This is a genomic window from Pseudomonas sp. A39, assembly GCF_058145955.1.
This window is the reverse complement of sequence record NZ_JBYVMD010000033.1, coordinates 1-19,000: the sequence shown is the minus strand read 5'-3', so window position 1 is coordinate 19,000 and position 19,000 is coordinate 1. Positions and strand designations below refer to the sequence as shown.

General features: G+C 60.6%; 18 protein-coding genes. 12 read left to right on the top strand and 6 right to left on the bottom strand.

What is annotated here, in order from left to right:
* Window positions 1–8: 8 nt before the first annotated feature.
* Complete coding sequence (locus tag AC3ZU9_RS22320) at window positions 9–629, bottom strand: transglycosylase SLT domain-containing protein (RefSeq protein ID WP_012723408.1); 621 nt, start codon at window positions 627–629, stop codon at window positions 9–11.
* A gap of 111 nt (window positions 630–740) precedes the next feature.
* A complete protein-coding gene (locus AC3ZU9_RS22315) occupies window positions 741–1,709 on the bottom strand; it encodes a hypothetical protein (protein WP_122811093.1) in 969 nt (322 codons plus the stop codon).
* A gap of 196 nt (window positions 1,710–1,905) precedes the next feature.
* Between AC3ZU9_RS22315 and AC3ZU9_RS22310 the strand changes: the two genes are divergently transcribed.
* Window positions 1,906–3,396: a helix-turn-helix transcriptional regulator gene (locus AC3ZU9_RS22310; protein WP_064055491.1), complete on the top strand. Its 1,491-nt coding sequence runs from the start codon at window positions 1,906–1,908 to the stop codon at window positions 3,394–3,396.
* 109 nt (window positions 3,397–3,505) lie between these two features.
* Complete coding sequence (locus AC3ZU9_RS22305; protein WP_012723405.1) at window positions 3,506–3,778, top strand: DUF1652 domain-containing protein; 273 nt, start codon at window positions 3,506–3,508, stop codon at window positions 3,776–3,778.
* A gap of 118 nt (window positions 3,779–3,896) precedes the next feature.
* Here AC3ZU9_RS22305 and AC3ZU9_RS22300 read toward each other — a convergent pair whose 3' ends face one another.
* Window positions 3,897–4,205 (bottom strand): RcnB family protein, encoded by a 309-nt coding sequence (locus AC3ZU9_RS22300; RefSeq protein WP_012723404.1) that lies wholly within the window; start codon window positions 4,203–4,205, stop codon window positions 3,897–3,899.
* A 453-nt stretch (window positions 4,206–4,658) separates the two neighbouring features.
* Window positions 4,659–5,117, bottom strand: coding sequence for an REP-associated tyrosine transposase (locus AC3ZU9_RS22295; protein WP_490091321.1), 459 nt, complete (start codon window positions 5,115–5,117; stop codon window positions 4,659–4,661).
* A 312-nt stretch (window positions 5,118–5,429) separates the two neighbouring features.
* On the opposite strand from AC3ZU9_RS22295, the gene AC3ZU9_RS22290 reads away from it, so the two are divergent.
* The 3 genes from AC3ZU9_RS22290 to AC3ZU9_RS22280 are packed head-to-tail and all read left to right on the top strand — an operon-like array spanning window position 5,430 to window position 8,461.
* Window positions 5,430–5,987 carry a helix-turn-helix domain-containing protein gene (locus tag AC3ZU9_RS22290; protein WP_102061026.1) on the top strand — a complete coding sequence of 186 codons (558 nt, stop codon included), beginning with the start codon at window positions 5,430–5,432 and terminating at the stop codon, window positions 5,985–5,987.
* Between the two features lie 11 nt (window positions 5,988–5,998).
* Window positions 5,999–7,345 carry a glutamine synthetase family protein gene (locus tag AC3ZU9_RS22285; RefSeq protein ID WP_012723401.1) on the top strand — a complete coding sequence of 449 codons (1,347 nt, stop codon included), beginning with the start codon at window positions 5,999–6,001 and terminating at the stop codon, window positions 7,343–7,345.
* Window positions 7,346–7,363: 18 nt separating this feature from the next.
* Window positions 7,364–8,461: a DNA alkylation repair protein gene (locus AC3ZU9_RS22280; RefSeq protein WP_122811096.1), complete on the top strand. Its 1,098-nt coding sequence runs from the start codon at window positions 7,364–7,366 to the stop codon at window positions 8,459–8,461.
* A gap of 56 nt (window positions 8,462–8,517) precedes the next feature.
* Here AC3ZU9_RS22280 and AC3ZU9_RS22275 read toward each other — a convergent pair whose 3' ends face one another.
* Window positions 8,518–9,411 (bottom strand): LysR family transcriptional regulator, encoded by an 894-nt coding sequence (locus AC3ZU9_RS22275; RefSeq protein WP_046035923.1) that lies wholly within the window; start codon window positions 9,409–9,411, stop codon window positions 8,518–8,520.
* A gap of 129 nt (window positions 9,412–9,540) precedes the next feature.
* Between AC3ZU9_RS22275 and AC3ZU9_RS22270 the strand changes: the two genes are divergently transcribed.
* From AC3ZU9_RS22270 to AC3ZU9_RS22245, 6 genes are all read left to right on the top strand, one after another.
* Window positions 9,541–11,187 carry a GMC family oxidoreductase gene (locus tag AC3ZU9_RS22270; protein ID WP_490091320.1) on the top strand — a complete coding sequence of 549 codons (1,647 nt, stop codon included), beginning with the start codon at window positions 9,541–9,543 and terminating at the stop codon, window positions 11,185–11,187.
* A 65-nt stretch (window positions 11,188–11,252) separates the two neighbouring features.
* On the top strand, window positions 11,253–12,875 hold the full coding sequence (locus AC3ZU9_RS22265; RefSeq protein ID WP_046035921.1) for an MFS transporter: 1,623 nt from the start codon (window positions 11,253–11,255) through the stop codon (window positions 12,873–12,875).
* 175 nt (window positions 12,876–13,050) lie between these two features.
* Window positions 13,051–15,000 carry a DNA topoisomerase III gene (locus AC3ZU9_RS22260; protein WP_490091319.1) on the top strand — a complete coding sequence of 650 codons (1,950 nt, stop codon included), beginning with the start codon at window positions 13,051–13,053 and terminating at the stop codon, window positions 14,998–15,000.
* A 131-nt stretch (window positions 15,001–15,131) separates the two neighbouring features.
* Window positions 15,132–15,572 carry a CBS domain-containing protein gene (locus tag AC3ZU9_RS22255; RefSeq protein WP_012723394.1) on the top strand — a complete coding sequence of 147 codons (441 nt, stop codon included), beginning with the start codon at window positions 15,132–15,134 and terminating at the stop codon, window positions 15,570–15,572.
* An 8-nt stretch (window positions 15,573–15,580) separates the two neighbouring features.
* Entirely contained in the window at window positions 15,581–16,426 is an 846-nt protein-coding gene (locus AC3ZU9_RS22250) for an NAD-dependent protein deacetylase (RefSeq protein WP_093545013.1), read from the top strand.
* A 505-nt stretch (window positions 16,427–16,931) separates the two neighbouring features.
* Window positions 16,932–17,261: a hypothetical protein gene (locus AC3ZU9_RS22245; protein ID WP_012723392.1), complete on the top strand. Its 330-nt coding sequence runs from the start codon at window positions 16,932–16,934 to the stop codon at window positions 17,259–17,261.
* 100 nt (window positions 17,262–17,361) lie between these two features.
* On the opposite strand, the gene AC3ZU9_RS22240 is transcribed toward AC3ZU9_RS22245, so the two are convergent.
* Complete coding sequence (locus tag AC3ZU9_RS22240; protein WP_012723391.1) at window positions 17,362–18,261, bottom strand: LysR family transcriptional regulator; 900 nt, start codon at window positions 18,259–18,261, stop codon at window positions 17,362–17,364.
* Window positions 18,262–18,395: 134 nt separating this feature from the next.
* Between AC3ZU9_RS22240 and AC3ZU9_RS22235 the strand changes: the two genes are divergently transcribed.
* Window positions 18,396–19,000, top strand: a 605-nt coding sequence (locus AC3ZU9_RS22235; protein WP_490091318.1) for a CoA transferase subunit A, incomplete at its 3' end; no start/stop codon positions are given.

Here is a 19,000-nt window from a genome sequence, read left to right as displayed (position 1 = left end):
TTGGTCTCTCACAACCACCGCCAAAACCGACTCCAGAATCCCCGCCCCAAATCATCCTTACACCCCGCATATTGCTGCGCATACATCTGCGAGCGCGCCTGTACCTTGCTGGCCACCGGCGGCAACCAGGCTTTGCTGGCGTAGGTGCGCTGGCGGTAGCCGCCCCAGCCTTCGTGGTAGTTCAGGTACTGGCCGTAGGCGTCGTATTTGTACACGCCGTTGACGCTGTAGGTCTTGTCCATGTACCAGCCGACAAAGTCGATGGCGTCGTCGAAGTCATGGCGACTGGCGCCGCTGCGGCCGGTGCTTTTGCGGTAGTCGTTCCACACCTCATCCTTGGCCTGGGCGTAACCCGCGGCGGTAGAGACGCGGCCCCAGGGGATGATCCACAGCAGGTATTTGCGTGGGGCCAAGGCGTCCTGATGGAAACCCGACTCTTGGTACATGATGGCGAACGGCACCTGGATCGGCACGCCCCAACGCTTTTGCGTGACTTTGGCGGCGTCGTACCAGTCGTCCTTTTCACGGAAGATGCTGCAGAGATCGTTGGGGTTGCGTGGCGGTGAAGTACCGCACGCCGCCAACAGAGAAGAGAGGAGTAACAGTCCGACGGCTTTGCCTGCGCTCAAGGGGCACCTGTGTGTCATACGCGTAAAAGGCCGCCAGTTTACGCGTATCACACTCAAGTACAGCGCTGTCGTGACGGGAAAAGCGGCGTCCTTGCCACTCGCCCCAAAGGTTTAAGCCAACGGCACGCGACGGTTGGTCAGCGCCAGGCGACCCACAAAAAAGCTCAAGGCCGCACCCAGCAACAGCATGGCCAAAGTGCTCCAGGCAGCGCGGGACAGTTGCTTGGCGGCCACTTCGGCGGCTTCACGGGCTTTTTGTTCAGCCTGTTGTTTCAGCTCATCGACCTTCTGCATGGCCTGTTGATAGGCCTGGGCGTAGTTGTCGACGATCTGCGTGGCTTCTTCCTTGCTCTTGCCGGTACGGGCAGCCACGATGTTGACCAGGGCTTCTTTATCGGCCGCGTTCAGCGCAGGCTCACCGGAGGCTTTGACGCGCTCGAACCATTGCTTCAGCGCATCGCCGGCCTGGGCAGGGTCGGCCGCTGCGGCGGTGGCGGACTGTTTGCCATCGGCGGCTGCCTGGTCGGTCTTCTGCTCGACGTTAGCCGGGTCCAGTTCAGGCTTGCCGCTCTGCTTGAGCAAGGTATCGAGTTCGCCTTGCAGGCTGTTCCAATCCAACTGGATACCCTGCTCGTTCAGTTGTTGCTTGATGCTGTCACCAATGCCTGGCGCCGCCGCGGCGATACCACTGCCTGCAGCCGACAGGCCTTTACCGACCACATTGCCGGCAGTGCCGACGACACTGGCGGCCAAGCCAGCCAGCAGCCAGGTGGTGAGCAAGGTGGTGACGGTCCAGGTCAGCACGCCGTGCAGGCCGCCGCGATCCGGTGCCGTGCGGCCGGCGACAAACGCGCCAACGCCGATGGCAACCAGCGTGGAGACGAACAGCCAGATCCCTGCCCCGGTGCCGAAACCGCTCAGCGGGTTACCGGCTTCCATGGGGTTGACCGCGCTGGCACCGATGGCCGTGCCCAGCACACTGAGTACCAGATAGGTCACCAGGGCAATTGCACTACCGGCGAGCACCGAGCTCCAGGACACACGAAACAGCGAGCGATTGGTTTCATAGACAGTGGTCATACAGAGGTCCTTCACACGTTATGGGAGCAAGGCGAAATGCCTTGATGGGTGTGAGTGTGGCGAAACGACATACGTTCAGTCGTGGCCCAAATGCACCAGGTGGCCTGGTGCATTCGCACTCCCCTCCCTGCACTTTCTCTGCACTATCCTGATACCCGGGTGTCGTACTTTCATGCACCCAAAACCCGGAGATTCTATGACCCAGGATGTTCTCGCCAAAGAAACCAACCGTCGCCAACTGCAGCAAATAATCTCCGGTGTGTCCGACGGGATCATCCTCGCTGAGGTCGACCAGACCATCCTCTGGGCCAATGAAGCCGCACTGAACATGCACGGCATTGATGACGTCACGGCACTGGGTGCCAATACCCAGGCCTACGCCGAACACTTCGCCCTGCGCTATCGCAACAATCATCCGGTGCTACTGGAAAACTACCCCCTCGCCCGCGTAGCCGCAGGCGAAGAGTTCAGTGATGTGGTGGTCGAATGCACCCCCATCGCTGACGCCGATAAGACCTGGGTCCATCGCCTGCGCAGCCTGATCATCACGGACTCGCACGGCGAACCGGAATTGCTGGTGCTGATCCTCAGCGACGCCACCGAATGGGCGAGCGCCGAGCAGCGGTTCGAGAAAACCTTCAACGCCAATCCGGCGCCCGCGGTGATCTGCCGCTTGAGCGACCTGCGCTACATCAAGGTGAACCAGGGTTTTCTGGAAATGACCGGCTACAACCGCGACCAAGTCATCGGCAAATCCGTGTATGAACTGGACGTACTGGAACAGGCCGAACGCAAGGACCTGGCCATCCAGCGCCTGGGCGAAGGCGCGACCATCCCGCAAATGCAGGCCGAACTGAGACTGCCCGAAGGTGGCAGCAAACTGGTGATCGTCGCCGGCCAGCCGCTGGACATGAACGAAGAGGACTGCATGCTGTTTTCCTTCATGGACCTGGAGCCGCGACGCAAAGCGGAAATCGCCCTGCGCCAGAGTGAGGAACGCTTCGCCAAGTCTTTCCGCCTGACCCCGGTGCCCACCCTGGTGTGCAGCGCCGCCAACCGCCAGGTGGTGGACATCAACGAAGCGTTCATGAGTCTCACCGGCTATACCAGTGAGGAACTGATCGGCAAGTCCGTCGAAGACATCGACTTCATCGACAGCCCCCAAGCGGGTGCGCAGTTGTTCACCAGTCTGGAAAAAGCCGGCAATCTCGACGGCCAGGACCTCAAGGTGCGTAAAAAAGGCAACGAGGTGATCGACTGTGTGGTCTCTGCCGACACCGTGATCATCCAGGACGTACCCTGCTACTTGCTGGTGATGATGAACATCACCGAACGCAAACGCTCGGAACTGGAACTGGTGGCCGCCATCGAAGAGGTGATGCAGGACGCCTCCTGGTTCAGCCAGACCCTCATCGAAAAACTGGCCAACGCCAAGAGCGTCAACAGTCCCAACCAACCCAATATCAGCTTTACCGACCTCACGGCCCGCGAGCGCGATGTGCTGGGCTTGATTTGCGAAGGCCTGGCCGACAAGGAGATCGCCTCGCGGCTGAAACTGGCGCCCAATACGGTGCGCAATCATGTCGCCACGGTGTACTCGAAACTGGGGGTGCACAGCCGCAGCGCAGCCATCGTCTGGGCCCGTGAACGCGGGCTGTTTGCGGGCGAGTTGCGTCTAAAAAAGTAAACCCTTTAAGTGCAAATGCACTAGTGCACCTAGTGCGAATTCGCCTTATGGCGCCAGGGGCCAGTCCTTAACCTTCAAGGGTCGAAACTTATGCCCTGAAGGAAACAGCATGTTTACCCTCTCTCAATTGCGAAATTGCATCGAAGAAGGCCTGTCGCCGCTGACATGTGAATTCACGTTGTGCCGGGATGCGTCCCTGACGCTCAAGGTCTACGACGCTGAAACCGGCCGCGTGGACTTGGTGGTGACCGGGATCAGCACGAACCGGCTGCAGACCCCGCAAGAAGTTGAAAAGATGGTGGAAGAGCTGCGCTACGAATTGCAATGCAACAACGTGGGTAAGCTCACGCTGGATGATTTGCCTTCAGCGACGCAACAATAAGCTCAGCGTGCGGGGGGAGTTTCTTAGTGGAGTAGGCACCCCCTGCTTTCTTCGCTGGGAAGGTAACGCGGTTTTTGAAGCCGGTTACCTCAACCCGGAGCCGCTACGATAACCACCGTCACTTCTTGACGGGGGTGATCTCCAGGATGGTGCCGTTGGTGGTCTTGAGCAGTACGAACTTATCGCCTACCCGCGTCCATTGGCTGTCTTCTTCAGGCTGCTTGAGACCGCGTTTTTTCCAGTCGCTGACGGCTGATTCCTTGCGCATCAGCATATCCGGCGCGCGATCACCTTCTTTCAAGTCACGGGCGTTGATATTCGAAGGTTGCACGGTTTCCTGAGGGGTATCACCGGCCTGCACGATAAAGCTGGCGGTGGACAGGCTCGTGGCGACCAGCAGGCAAGCGATCAGGGATTTGGATTTCATGGGTGCTCCGTCAATGAATGATGCGTACCCAGGTTCGGACCGCTGCCACGCGCGATCATTCAATCAAGCAACACGCCACCTGTGGCGAGGGAGCTTGCTCCCGCTGGGTTGCGCAGCAGCCCCAAAAAGCAGAACCGTGTACTCCCTGAACAGACGCGGCGTATGAATTGGGGCCGCTTCGCAGCCCAGCGGGAGCAAGCTCCCTCGCCACAGGTGACATGCCTTCATAGCCAGGTAGCGTCCCATAGAGGGTAGTCACCCACCAAGCCTGCTCGCAGGGCATTACCGATGATGTAGCGCACCACCCCCCGTGGCGAGGGAGCTTGCTCCCGCTGGGTTGCGCAGCAGCCCCAAAAAGCAGAACCGTATACCTCCTGAACGAACGTGGCGTAGGAGTTGGGGCCGCTTCGCAGCCCAGCGGGAGCAAGCTCCCTCGCCACAGGTGACAGGCCTTCATAGCCAGGAAGCGTCCCATAGAGGGTAGTCACCCACTTGATCCACCAAGCCTGCTCGCAGGGGATTACCGATGATGTAGCGCGCGATTTGGATAAGGTCTTCTTCGGCACGCGCGGCTCGATCATGGTATCCGCTTTGCCAAAAAGCGCCCTGTGTGCCGCAGGCTCGATTGATCGTCAGCGTACTCCTCGATTTCACCCGCTGCATAACCTGGGGCAGCGACGCGTCCTGCAATTCAAACAACCAATGGAAATGATCCGGCATGATGACCCATGCGAGTGATTCAACCAGGCCGAGGTCATGGGCCTGCTTGAGTTCTGCAACCAGCAACCGCCCCAGGTAAAAGTGGGTAAATACGGGCCGCCGTTGATAAACCACCGCGGTCACCAAGTAGGCACGACCTGTTTCTGAGTAACGACCACGACGTAACAAATGAGAGCTGGGCTTCTGAAGCAACTCAATGCTCCTGGCGATTGATAATCTGATCAACTCAACCTAGCAGTCCGCGCCCATCGCCCTGCTCAATTCAATTTCCTCATATTTCCTTCCCCCCCTGTGGCGAGGGAGCTTGCTCCCGCTGGGTTGCGCAGCAGCCCCAAAAAGCTAAACCGTATACCTCCTGAACGAACGCGGCGTACGAGTTGGGGCCGCTTCGCAGCCCAGCGGGAGCAAGCTCCCTCGCCACAGGAACCCCCTCATCCTGCAGCCCCCATTGCCCGCATGAAATAAATCCTGTAATTTTTCATGAAATTAATCGAAATAAATTTCATGAACCAACAAGAAGAACTCGCCACTCTCGCGGCGTTGATCCACGATCTGCGCAAGCACAAGAAGCTCACCCTCGCCCAGCTCGCGCAAAAAATTGAGCGTTCCGTGGGTTTCCTGTCCCAGGTCGAGCGCGGCCTGTCGCGACCGACGGTGGCCGATTTGACCGCCATCAGCCACGCACTCGACGTGCCCACCACCTACTTCTACAGCCAGCCCAAACCCAAGGCCGTGGACTGGATCACCCGCCCCAACGAGCGGCGCACCGTGTATTACGCCAATGGCATCACCGACATCCTCGTCTCACCGAGCATGAACGGCGCGTTCTCGATGCTCGACAGCCTGTTGGCCCCTGGCGCCAACAGCGGCGAACAAACCATGAGCGATCGCGCCGAGCAGGCCGGTTTTGTGCTGGAGGGCGAATTGACGCTGTGGGTAGAAGGTGAGGCCGATCCGGTCACCCTTGCCCCCGGCGACAGCTTTCACCTGGCCAGCTTCGCCCATTGCCGCTACGCCAACCTCACCGACCTGCCCGCCCGCGTGTTGTGGGTTTACAACTAGGAGCAACACCCGTGAAAAGCCATGCCTCCACGTTACTGGCCGAAGTACGGACCTTTCGCCAGAACCATCCAGATGTACGTTATGTCGACCTGATCGCCCTGGACATTCCCGGGCATTTCTACGGCAAGCGCTACCCCATCGAGATGCTGGAAAAAGTTGCCGCCGGCAGCCCGTTGAAGCTGCCGCAGAATGCCGTGTTGCTGGGGGCTCAGGGCGGGTTGTTCAAGATTGGCGACTACTGCTTCAACGACGGCGACCCGGACGCCAACCGCCGCCTGGTGCCGGGCACGCTCAAGCCGGTGAGCTGGGAATCACAGCCGTTGGGCCAGATGCTGATGACCTCCGATGGCACCGACGCGCCCATCGAATTCGAGCCCCGCGAAGTCCTGGCCAAGGTGCTGGAGCGCCTGCAGCACAAGGGCATCCACCCAGTGGTGGCGTTTGAGCTGGAGTTCTACCTGTTCGACAAAACGTTGGATAACGGCCTGCCGCAATTCGCCCGCGACTCGCTCAGCGGCGATGCCGACGACCAGCCCAACTTGCACATCGAACGGCTGTCACGCTTCAGCGGCGTGTTGGATGACATGGCGCAAACCGCCAAGGACCAGGGCATCGATATCACGGTGATCACCGCCGAACTCGGCCCCGGGCAGTTCGAGATCAACTTCGGCCACCTCGACGACGGCCTGCGCGCCGCCGACTGGGCCGCCCTGTTCTGCCGCAGCACCCGTGGCGTGGCGCTCAAACAGGGTTACCGCGCCAGTTTCATGGCCAAGCCTTACCTGCAATTCCCGGGCAGCGGCATGCACGTGCATGTCAGCCTGTATGACGGCGCGGGCAACAATGTGCTCGCAGCCCATCAGCAGCAGCCCCTGCGCCACGCCGTGGCCGGGTGCCTGGAATTGTTGCCGCACTGCATGCCGATCTTCTCGCCCAACCACAACGCCTTCCGCCGCCTGGGCGGCACGGTGAATGCCGCCACCCGCGCCAGCTGGGGCTTTGAAGACCGCGACGCGTGTGTGCGCATTCCCGAGTCCGACCCACGCAACCTGCGCGTCGAGCATCGCCTGGCCAGTGCCGATGCCAACCCGTACCTGGTACTGGCGGCGATCCTGGTGGGCCTGGAGCATGGCCTCGAAGCCAAGCGTGAACCCATCGCCCCGCTGAACGAGGACCGTAGCAGCGGCAGCGACTTCCCCCTGGAAATGCTCGAAGCCGTACGCGCCATGCAGCATCAAGCGGTGCTGCGCGATAAGCTGGGCGCCGAATTTGTCGACGTGTACTGCGAGAACAAACGCCAGGATCACCTGGCCTTTCAACAAGAGATCAATGCGCGGGAATACCGCTGGTTTCTTTAACCGCCCCTGGAATCATCGATGACCGACCAAGCTGCCCCGGCGCTGAAGGAAATTTTCAACGTCGAACGCGTGCAACACATTGCCAGTGAGATGACGGCGGTGTACCCGGCGTTCGACGCCAAGGGCTTCCTCAAGCACGCCAAGGCCGGGCTGGCCGAGTTATCGGTGATGCAGCGCATGGCGCGGGTCAGCGAGAGCCTGCATGCGGTGATCCCGCTGGACTACCCGCAAACCCTCACGCTGCTCTACGCCTTGGCGCCACGCCTGAACAGTGGGTTTGTCAGCCTGTTTTTGCCGCACTACGTGGCGAGCTATGGGCGGGATGACTTCAAGCGCTCCATGGCCGCCCTTAAATACTTCACGACGTTTGGCTCCGCCGAATTCGCCATCCGCCACTTTCTGCTGCACGACTTCCAGCGCACATTGGCGGTGATGCAGGCGTGGTCGCAGGATGACAACGAACACGTGCGCCGCCTGGCCAGCGAAGGGTCGCGGCCGCGCTTGCCCTGGTCGTTTCGCTTGGCCGAAGTCCAGGCTGACCCTGAGCTGTGCGCGTCGATCCTCGACCACCTCAAGGCCGACAACAGCCTGTACGTGCGCAAGTCCGTGGCCAACCACCTCAACGACATCACCAAGGACCACCCGGAGTGGGTGCTCAGCCTGATCGAAGGCTGGAACCTGGAGAACCCTCACACCGCCTGGATCGCCCGCCATGCCCTGCGCAGCCTGATCAAGCAAGGCAATACGCGTGCATTGACCCTGATGGGTGCAGGCGCCAAGGCCGAAGTGAAGATCCACCATCTCATGGTCACGCCAGCGGTGATCAACCTCGGCGAACGCATCAACCTGTCCTTCACCCTGGAATCCACGGCCCCGGCCCCACAGAAGTTGGTGGTGGATTACGCCATCGACTACGTGAAGAGCACCGGCCACGGCGCGGCGAAGGTGTTCAAGCTCAAGGCATTCAGTCTGGGTGCCGGAGAGCAGCAGCACATTCGGCGCGAACAGCACATTCGCGACATGACCACCCGCAAGCATTACCCTGGCCGGCATGTGGTGCATGTGCTGGTGAATGGGGAAAGGCTGGGGAGTGCCGAGTTTGAGTTGCGCGCCTGACCGGGTTCAGTGATTCCACACAAATCCAATGTGGGAGCAGTATTGATCCGGTTTCTTCAGTTGGTTTCGCCCAGCAACAAGCCTTGCTCACGCGCGCACAACTCCACCACGTAGTCCCACAACACCCGCAGCCGCACCGACTTATGCAACTCCCGGCGCGAGCTGATCCAGTAACTGCGCTGGATCCCCTCCCCCGGCAGCAACGGCACCAGCTCCGGGTCGCCGGCTGCCATGAAGCACGGCAACACCGCGATCCCCAACCCGGAGCGCGCCGCCTGGTGCTGGGCGATCACGCTGGTGCTGTGGAACACCACCTTGGGGTTGCGGCAGAAGCTGCTGAGGAATTTGAGCTCCTGGCTGAACAGCAGGTCGTCCACGTAATCGATCCACGCATGCGCCGCGAGGTCTTCGCGTTTTTCGATCGGCGGGTTGCGGTCCAGATAGGCACGGCTGGCGTAGAGGGCCAGGCGGTAGTCGGTGAGTTTGCGTGTGACCAGTTGATCGACGCTCGGGCGTTCGAGGTGGATGCTGATTTCCGCTTCTCGGTTGAGGATGCTGACAAAGCGCGGCACCGCCACCAGTTCCACTTCCAGGCCGGGGTAGCGGTCGAACAGGCCGCCCATGCGGCTGGCCAGGAACATCACGCCCAACCCTTCGGCCACCCCGAGGCGGATCTTGCCCAGGGGCGCGGCGGAGTGGGTGAGTTCGTCTTCGGCCAGCAGCGCGACGTTTTCCATGGCTTCCGCGTGCTTGAGCAGGGCTTCGCCGGCGGGGGTCAGTTCGTAGCCCTGGGCATGCTGCACGAACAGTGCGGTGCCGAGGCTTTTCTCGATCGCCTCGATATGCCGGGCCACGGTGGCATGCGTGGTTTTCAGGCGTTGCGCGGCGGTAAGCAGGCGGCCGCTGCGCTGCAACTCGAGAAAGTACCGCAGGTCGTTCCAGTCGAACATGACGCCTCCATTGAATGAGCCTCGGCTACGCTGTTTAAAAACGCACAGCAGCTGGGTAAAAACTAACATTTTTAAGACGAAAACTAACAACTAGGATGGAACCAATAAGAAAAACAAGCGAGGCCTCAGATGCCCTTTGCAACTGCTGAATACGATTACATCGTGGTAGGCGCCGGCCCCGCGGGCTGCCTGCTCGCCAATCGACTGTCCGCCAACCCCGCCCATCGCGTGCTGCTGCTGGAAGCCGGCGGCCGCGACAATTACCCCTGGATCCATATCCCCGTCGGCTACCTGTTCTGCATCGGCAACCCGCGCACCGACTGGTGCTTCAAGACCGAAGCCCAGGAAGGCCTGCAAGGCCGTGCGCTGAGTTATCCACGCGGCAAGGTGCTGGGCGGCTGTTCGTCCATCAACGGCATGATCTACATGCGCGGCCAGGCCCTGGACTACGACGGCTGGGCGGCAGAAGGCAACGCAGGCTGGGCCTGGAAAGACGTGCTGCCGCTGTTCAAGCAAAGCGAAAACCACTTTGCCGGCAGCTCGGAGTTCCATAGCGACGGCGGTGAATGGCGGGTCGAGCAACAGCGCCTGCACTGGCCGATCCTCGATGCGTTCCGTGACGCAGCGGCGCAGAGCGGCATTGCCAACCTCAACGATTTCAACCAGGGCGACAACGAAGGCTGCGGCTACTTCCAGGTCAACCAGAAAGCCGGGGTGCGCTGGAACGCAGCCAAGGCGTTTCTCAAGCCGGTCCGCCAACGCCCCAACCTCACAGTGCTGACCGACGTGGACGTGGATCGCGTGCTGCTGGAAAACGGCCGCGCCTCCCAGGTGGTCGCGCGCGAGCACGGCCAGCAGGTCAGTTGGAAAGCGCGCAAGGAGATTGTGCTGTGCGCCGGCTCCGTGGGTTCACCGGGCATCCTGCAACGCTCCGGGATAGGTCCCTCCAACGTGCTAAAGCCATTGGGCATCGAGGTACTGCACGAGTTACCGGGCGTGGGCGGCAACCTGCAGGATCACCTGCAACTGCGGCTGATCTACAAGCTGGAAAACGCCCGCACGCTCAACCAGATCGCCGGCACCGTATGGGGCAAGATGGGCATGGGCCTGCGCTACCTGTACGACCGCAGCGGCCCGCTGTCGATGGCGCCCAGTCAGCTCGGCGCATTTGCCCGCTCGGGCCCGGAACAGGCCTCGGCCAACCTTGAATACCATGTGCAACCGCTGTCCCTGGAGCGCTTTGGCGAACCGCTGCATGCGTTCCCGGCGTTTACCGCCTCGGTCTGCGACTTGCGCCCGCAAAGTCGCGGGCGCATCGACATTCGCTCGGCCAACCCGGCGGATGCACCGCTGATCCGTCCCAACTACCTCAGCCATCCGGAAGACTTGCGTGTGGCCGCCGATGCGATCCGCCTGACCCGCCGCATCGTTGCCGCACCGGCCCTGAGCCAGTTCAAGCCGGTGGAATATCTGCCGGGCGACTCGCTGCAGACCGAAGAGGAACTGCACGAAGCCGCCGCGCGCATCGGTACGACCATCTTCCACCCGGTCGGTACCTGCCGCATGGGCAGCGATAAAGAGGCGGTGGTCGATGCGCAACTGCGGGTGCATGGCGTCCCTGGGTTGCGCATCGCCGATGCGTCGATCATGCCGCGCATTACCTCCGGCAACACCTGTTCACCGACGCTGATGATCGCGGAGAAAGCCGCGCAGCTGATCCTTTCGCCGCCTACAAGGAGTCTCGCCCCGGAGAAAGAACTGGTTCATGCAATCTGAATAGCGGCGCCAAACCTGGCGCCGACAGTGGAACAACAATAAATAATCACTGTGAGGGCTACCCGATGTCAGAACATGCTCAACCCCTGGGCTCGGCGGTTACCGCCAGCACCGGCAACGAATCGAGAAAGGTCATCTTCGCCTCGTCCCTGGGGACGGTGTTCGAGTGGTATGACTTTTTCCTCTACGGCGCCCTGGCGGCGGTGATCAGCAAGCAGTTCTTTGCCGGGGTCAACGACACCACGGCGTTTATCTTCGCCTTGATGGCCTTCGCGGCCGGCTTTGTGGTGCGACCGTTCGGGGCACTGGTGTTTGGCCGGTTGGGCGACATGATCGGGCGTAAATACACCTTCCTCGTCACCATTATTTTGATGGGCGTGGCGACCTTCTGCGTCGGGCTGTTGCCGACCTACGCCAGCATCGGCATTGCGGCGCCGATCATCCTGATCGTGCTGCGCATGCTTCAAGGCCTGGCCCTGGGCGGCGAATACGGCGGCGCGGCGACCTATGTGGCCGAGCATGCGCCTGCGGGCAAGCGCGGGTTTCACACCAGCTGGATTCAATCCACCGCGACCCTCGGCCTGTTGCTCTCACTGCTGGTGGTGCTGGCCTGCCGTTACTTCACCGGTGACCAGTTCGAAGTGTGGGGCTGGCGCATTCCGTTCCTGTTTTCCATCGTGCTGCTGGGCATTTCCACCTGGATCCGCATGAGCCTGCATGAGTCGCCGGCGTTCCTGAAAATGAAAGAGGAAGGCAAGGTCAGCAAGGCGCCGATCCGCGAGTCCTTCGGCAAATGGGAGAACCTCAAGATCGTGCTGATCGCCCTGTTCAGCATCAACGGCGGCCAGGCGGTGACCTTCTACGCGGCGCAATTCTACGTGCTGTTCTTCCTCACGCAGTTCCTGAAAATGGACCCGGCCCTGGCCAACATGTTGTTGATCATCAGCGTGGTGATCGGCGCACCGTTCTTTATCTTCTTTGGTTGGCTGTCGGACAAAGTGGGCCGCAAGCCGGTGCTGATGCTCGGCCTGCTGCTGGCCACCGTGCTGTACTTCCCGATCTTCAAGAGCCTGGCGCACTACACCAACCCGGCGATGGACCAGGCCAGTCACCAGGCACCGATCACCGTACTGGCCGATCCGGCGACCTGCACCTTCCAGTTCGACCCGGTGGGCAAGGCGAAATTTGACAGCCCATGCGACAAGGTCAAGACCTTCCTGGTCAAGCAAGGCCTGCCCTACAGCAGCGCCGTGGCACCTGCCGGCAGCCCGGTGCAGGTGAGCGTGGGTGACGTGCGTATCGACGGCTTTGACGAAAAAGCCCTGCGTGGCGCCGTGACCCTGGCCGGCTACCCGTCTTCGGCGGATGTGGCCCAGGTCAACAAGACCATGGTGGTGGTGCTGATCGTGGCGCTGATCCTGATCGCCGCCATGTGCTACGGCCCGCTGGCAGCGCTGATGGTGGAACTGTTCCCGACGCGCATCCGCTACACCTCGATGTCCCTGCCCTACCACATCGGTAACGGCTGGTTTGGCGGGTTCCTGCCGACCGTGTCGTTTGCCCTGGTGGTGTACACCGGCGATATCTTCTACGGCCTGTGGTACCCGGTGGTCGTGACAGGGGTGAGCCTGATTGTGGGGATGGTCTGCCTGAAAGAAACGCGGCATGTGGATATCGATAACAACTGACCCGTAACAACGGATTTTCAAACACTGAAGATCGCCTGTGGGAGGGGGCTTGCCCCCTCCCACATTTATTCCCCAGCGCCTACATAAATTGCTGTACATACATACAGATAACAGTTGCTCAAATCCCTCAGACTAAGCATCCTGCAAGGCATCAACCCCATCTGATGTGATGACCATGCGGCTGTACCTCTGTGAAAAACCCTCCCAGGCCAAGGATATTGCGGCCGTGCTCGGCGCCAGCCGCCGGGGCGACGGTTGCTGGCTGGGCAATGGGGTCACAGTCACCTGGTGCATCGGCCACCTGTTGGAAACCGCCCCGCCCGATGCATACGATGCCAAGTACAAACGCTGGGTGCTGGCCGACCTGCCCATCGTCCCGGAAAAATGGAAGATGCTGGTCAAACCCAAGACCGCCAGCCAATTCAAGGTGGTCAAGCGACTGCTGGGCGAAGCGCAGGAATTGGTGATCGCCACCGACGCCGACCGTGAAGGCGAGATGATCGCGCGCGAGTTGGTGGAGCATTGCCGCTATCGCGGGCCGATCCAGCGGCTGTGGCTTTCGGCGCTCGACGATGCCTCGATTCGCAAGGCCCTGGCGGCCCTCAAACCCGGCGCCGAGACCTTCAGCCTGTATCACTCGGCCCTGGGCCGCTCCCGCGCCGACTGGTTGATCGGCATGAACATGAGCCGCCTGTTCACGCTGCTCGGGCGCCAGTCCGGTTACCAGGGCGTATTGCCCGTAGGTCGGGTGCAAACGCCGACCCTGCGCCTGGTGGTGGACCGCGACCGCAGCATTGCGGATTTCGTGCCGGTGGCTTACTGGGCCATCGATGTCGACCTGCACCACGAGCGCATGACCTTCACCGCCCAATGGCGCGCGGCCGAGGAGGCCTGTGATGACCAGGGCCGCTGCCTCAACCCGCAACTGGCGCGTGACGCCGCCGATGCCATGGCCAATGCCGCCACGGCGCGACTGGTGAAGCTACGCACCGAACGCATGCGTGAGGTCGCGCCCCTGCCCTTCGACCTCGGCACCCTGCAGGAAATCTGCTCCAAGAAACTCGGCCTCGGCGCTCAGGAAACCCTGGATATTGCCCAGTCGCTGTATGAAACCCACAAAGTCATCACCTACCCCCGCAGCGATTGCGGCTACCTGCCGGTCAGTCAGCACAGCGAAGCGCCGAAAATTCTGGCTGCGCTGGGACGCGCTGATGCAGCGGTAAACGCATTGATGCCGTATATCGATCCCCAGCGTCGCTCGCGGGCGTGGAACGACGCCAAGGTCAGCGCCCACCACGGCATCATCCCGACCGGTGCCGGCAAGGAGGTCGGGCAATTGGCCGGTAAGCATCGTGCGGTGTACACATTGATTCGCGCGCGCTACCTGGCGCAGTTCCTGCCCAACCATGAATACGATCGCACTCAAGCGGATTTCGACTGTGCGGGCCAAGCATTGCGTGCGGTGGGCAAAGTGGTGATCGAGCCGGGTTGGAAACGCGCCCTGCCCGAAGCACTCACACCGGCCAAGGGCCGTGAAGCGCCTGTGCCGCAGGCATTGCCGACATTGGTGCAGGGCCAGGATTACGCGGTGGCCAAGGTCAACCTCAAGGACCTCTGGACCCAACCACCCAAGCCCTTCACCGAAGGCGACCTGATCAAGGCGATGAAAAACGTCGCCAAGCTGGTGGAAGACCCGCTGCTCAAGCAAAAGCTCAAGGACACCACCGGCATCGGCACCGAAGCCACCCGCGCCGGGATTATCCAAGGGTTGCTCGACCGAGGTTACCTGGTGAAGAACGGCAAGGCGCTGTCGGCGACACCGGCGGCGTTCAGCCTGATCGACGCGGTGCCCCGCGCCATCGCCGACCCTGGCACTACCGCGATCTGGGAGCAGGCGCTGGACATGGTACAAAGCGGCGAAATGAGCCTGGAAGAATTCGTCGCCAAACAGGCGGCCTGGATGAGCAAGCAGGTGGCGCGCTGCAATGGCATGCGCATGACCATCACCGGCCCGGCCAGCCCGGCAGGTCGAGGCGCCACGCCGTGGAAAAACAAACGCAAGAGCGCGCCACGCAAGACGACAGCCAGCCCCAAGCGGGCAAAAAAGCCGACAAATGCTGGGTGAATACTGAAAAAAACCGGCGAATGACGCTTTTCGACGGGTTTAACGCCGCTTTGGACCTTGCCTCGGCGTGGGCCGTCTAGGATTCTGTAAGGGGACCCTGACTAACTAACAACAACACCGGAGTGGCCGCCATGAAAACCGTTGCACAAGTGCTCAAAAGCAAGGACCAGAAAAACCAGGAGGTCCATACCATCAAACACGACCACACCGTGTTTGAAGCACTGGTCCGGATGTCGGAGAAAAACGTCGGGGCCTTGCCGGTCATCAAGGAAGGCGTGGTGGTAGGGATCATCAGCGAACGTGATTACGCACGTAAACTCATCCTCAAAGGCCTGTCGTCGGTCACCACTCGGGTCGATGAAGTCATGAGTTCTCCGGTGATCACCGTCGACTCCCATAAAAAGGTCGATGAGTGCATGAACATCATGACCGACAGTCACCTGCGTCACCTGCCGGTGGTCGAAGACGGCAAACTGCTGGGCTTGCTGTCCATCGGCGACTTGGTCAAAGAAGCCATCGCCGACCAGGCTGACCTGATCAAACAGCTGGAGCAGTACATCCGCGGCGAATAGGGGACCCCATGCTCGACACGCTGGAACATCAAGAGGACCACCTCGACACCCTGCACCGGGCCATGGCCGAACGGCGTTTTCTGGTGTTGACCGGTGCGGGGATCAGCACGTCGTCGGGCATTCCCGATTACCGCGACAGCGAAGGCGTGCGCCGAGGCCGGGCACCGATGATGTACCAGGAGTTCCTCGCCACCCCGCAGGCACGTCGCCGTTATTGGGCACGGGCGATGCTGGGGTGGCCAAGGGTACGCATTGCGCAACCGAACCAAGCACACCTGGCGTTGGCAACCTTGCAGCAGCGCGAGCGCATCAGCGGGCTGATCACACAAAACGTCGACACCCTGCATGATCAGGCCGGCAGCCACGATGTGATCGAACTGCACGGCAGCCTGCATTGGGTGCTGTGCCTGGACTGCCAACAGCGCAGCGAGCGCGGTGTGATCCAGCGGCAGATGGAAATCGACAATCCCTATCTGGCGCAAGTCCATGCGGTGCAGGCCCCGGATGGCGACACCTTGCTCGACCCGGCCTTTGAAGAGCACTTCCAGGTCCCCCACTGCCCCCATTGCAATGGCGAGCGCTTGAAGCCGGATGTGGTGTTTTTTGGTGAGAACGTCGCGCCGGCGACAGCGGCCAGGGCGATGGCTGCGGTAGGACATGCCGAGGGGTTACTGGTGGTAGGGTCATCGCTCATGGCCTATTCGGCGTTTCGCTTGTGCAAAGCGATGGTCGAACACGGCAAGCCCGTGATTGCCATCAACCTGGGCAAGACCCGGGGGGATGAACTGCTGCAGGTGAAAATCGAGGCATCGTGCGAGCGGTTGTTGCCGTTGTTGGTCGATCGACTCGGCTAGCACAACCACATTGAACGGTGTTGAGTTTGCCCTCTCAGTCTCGCGACCCACCGCACAAAAAATGACGCTCAAGTCACGTTTTCCCGCATTCTCCCGTCCCCACAGCAATTTATGTAGTGAGCAAAAATAATCACTACATAACCGTTGACGTAACGATTTTGTCCTTGCATTATCGAGACGTCTCCCGGATCGGGAGCGTTGGCAACCAGCGTTTTGAACAAGCTCGTCTGACCGCCGAGCTGTTTTTTCCGGATGTGCACTGCCCACAAGGCGGATTGATGAAGCTGACCGGCCCAAAGGGCTCGGTACAAGGCGCTCAAATGCGGCTTGTCTTCGTTATGAAAGCATTGCGTAGCAGCTCATCAGCAAGACTACATGCATCAGGTTCAAGACCCTGCCCGTATTCGGCAGACCGTTGCTGACGCCCGGTTTTCGCAACCGGAGACAACTAAAGAAGTTTTAACGAACCAACTGATAGATCGCCAACTGGTCAAGGGGCTTACACATGAATCTGAACAACCAACCAACTATCGATGAATTGGCTGAGATGTTCGCAGCGCAGAAAGACACACTCGACGACCATATCCTGTGGATTGGCAAATCGGGCGAAGTGCAACTTGACTGCCTGGAGCCCAATACCGAAGAGGCCGAGTTCGACCGCAATCACCGCGAACTGGCAGCGCGCCTGAAGGTTTACCGTCGCGGCCAGGGTTATGTTGGTAAGAAAGCGGCAGCCGATCGTAATTTTATCGAGCAAGTCTTCCACACACTTAACACCGAATGGCAGAACCTCAAGGGCCAATCGCACGTTAAGGTAATTGATCGATACTGCTGATAAGAAACTAATTAACACATTAAGTCCGCCCGGTGAGCCGAGCGGACTTTTTTATTGCCATCGTTATTCTGTTATCAACAACAGCCGGCGCCTGCAGTGATCAGAGCGGAAACCGGCCTTTCGCGGCCTCATCCTGAAAAATATCAAACAACGCCTGCGCCGCCGCTGACAGCTCATGCCCCGGCTTGGTCAATACCCCAATCGGTCGCTCGATCACCGGGTCGGTCAAAGTGATGCAATGAGCACCCGCCTCTTCCATCTGCCGTGCGCACAACGCGGGTACCGCGCTGACGCCAAGCCCGCTGGCAACCATCTTGCCCACCGTCGCCAATTGATGGCTTTCCAGTGCGACCGGCAGCTTCATCTTTAGAGCGCCCAAGTGTTCTTCCAGCATCACCCGTACCGTGGACGGCCGTTGCAAGGTGATGAACGGCTGCTCCAGCAAGGTCTTCCAATCGATTTCGGCACACCCCGCCAACGGCGAATCACCGGGCACCACAGCGATGAAGCGGTCCAGGTACAACGGCGTGAACGCCAGCGACGACCCTTCTGACGGCTCGAACGCCACGCCCAACTCCACCTGGCGGTCACGCACCATCTCCAGCACCTGCTCGTTGATCAAGTCATGCACCGTCACGTTCACCTGCGGGTAACGTGCGCGGAATATCTTCAGGATCGGCGGTAACAAGTTGCCCGCAAACGACGGCATCGCCGCGACCGTGACTCGCCCACGCTGCAGCGTGAACCGTTGGCGCAGCTCATCCTCGGCGTTGTCCCAATCGGCAATCAGCCGGCGTGCCAGCGGAAGCAGGGATTCGCCTTCGGGTGTCAGCGCTACATTGCGCGTATTGCGGCTGAACAGGCGCCCACCCAGGCCTTCTTCAAGGCCCTTGATGGTCAGGCTCAGCGCCGACTGGGAAAGGTGCAGGCGCTCGCAGGCGGCAGCAAAACTCAGGCTCTGGGCCACGGCGAGAAACGCGCGCATCTGTTTGACGGTCATGAGGTTGCTCCGGGCGGCGGGTCGACTATGCTGTTTTCTAAATCAATCAACCTTAAAAAACAACTTAACAAATCAATCCGTCGGAGCAACACTCGGTTCATTGGCTGGCCCACACACAAGAAAAAGAGGTGCATATGGCAGGTTTCGATAAACGCGTGGCGTCCTATGAAGAAGCGCTGGCAGGCCTGGAAGACGGCATGACCGTGCTCTCCGGTGGTTTTGGCCTGTGCGGCATTCCGGAAAACCTCATCGCCGAGATCAAGCGCAAAGGCACCCGCGACCTGACCGTGGTGTCCAACAACTGCGGCGTCGACGGTTTTGGCCTGGGCGTGCTGCTGGAAGAAAAGCAGATCAGCAAGGTGATCGCCTCCTACGTCGGCGAAAACGCACTGTTCGAGAAGCAATTGCTCAGCGGCGAAATCGAAGTGGTGCTGACCCCCCAAGGCACCCTGGCCGAGAAAATGCGCGCAGGCGGTGCCGGCATTCCCGCTTTCTTCACCGCTACCGGCGTCGGCACCCCGGTCGCCGAAGGCAAGGAAACCCGCGAATTCAACGGCCGCCCGTACCTGATGGAAGAATCCATCACCGGTGACTTCGCCATCGTCAAAGGCTGGAAAGCCGACCACTTCGGCAATGTCATCTATCGCCACACCGCTCAGAACTTCAACCCGCTGGCCGCCACCGCCGGCAAGATCACCGTGGTCGAAGTCGAAGAAATCGTCGAACCGGGCGAGCTGGA